Source organism: Prevotella sp. P4-51, from assembly GCF_002251455.1.
GTDB lineage: Bacteria > Bacteroidota > Bacteroidia > Bacteroidales > Bacteroidaceae > Prevotella.
Map to the genome: position 1 here is coordinate 1 of NZ_NPJM01000042.1, position 253 is coordinate 253.

General features: G+C 62.1%; 1 protein-coding gene. It reads right to left on the reverse strand.

The window, feature by feature from the left end:
- The coding region (locus CIK94_RS14360; protein ID WP_158216518.1) for a hypothetical protein at window positions 1–253 on the reverse strand (253 nt) is incomplete at both ends.

The window sequence follows — 253 nt, forward strand, 5'->3', positions numbered from 1 at the left end:
GGCCACGGGTCAGCTCGTCGTGAGAGATGCGGTAGCGGCTGAGCTTCTTGCCACCGAGCGACATGCTGCTGATAAATTTCTGGCCGTCAAGGTCGCGGTTGGCTTCGATAACTATGTCGCCCTGGGGGCGGTCAGACGGCTGACGGCCAGAGTCCCAGAGGTCAGCTTTGCCCTTGCGCAGCAGCTGGGGCGACGATGCCACGCGTATGCGGTAAGCCGTCTGCTTGACGTTGGGCACAGAGGCATCAAGCTG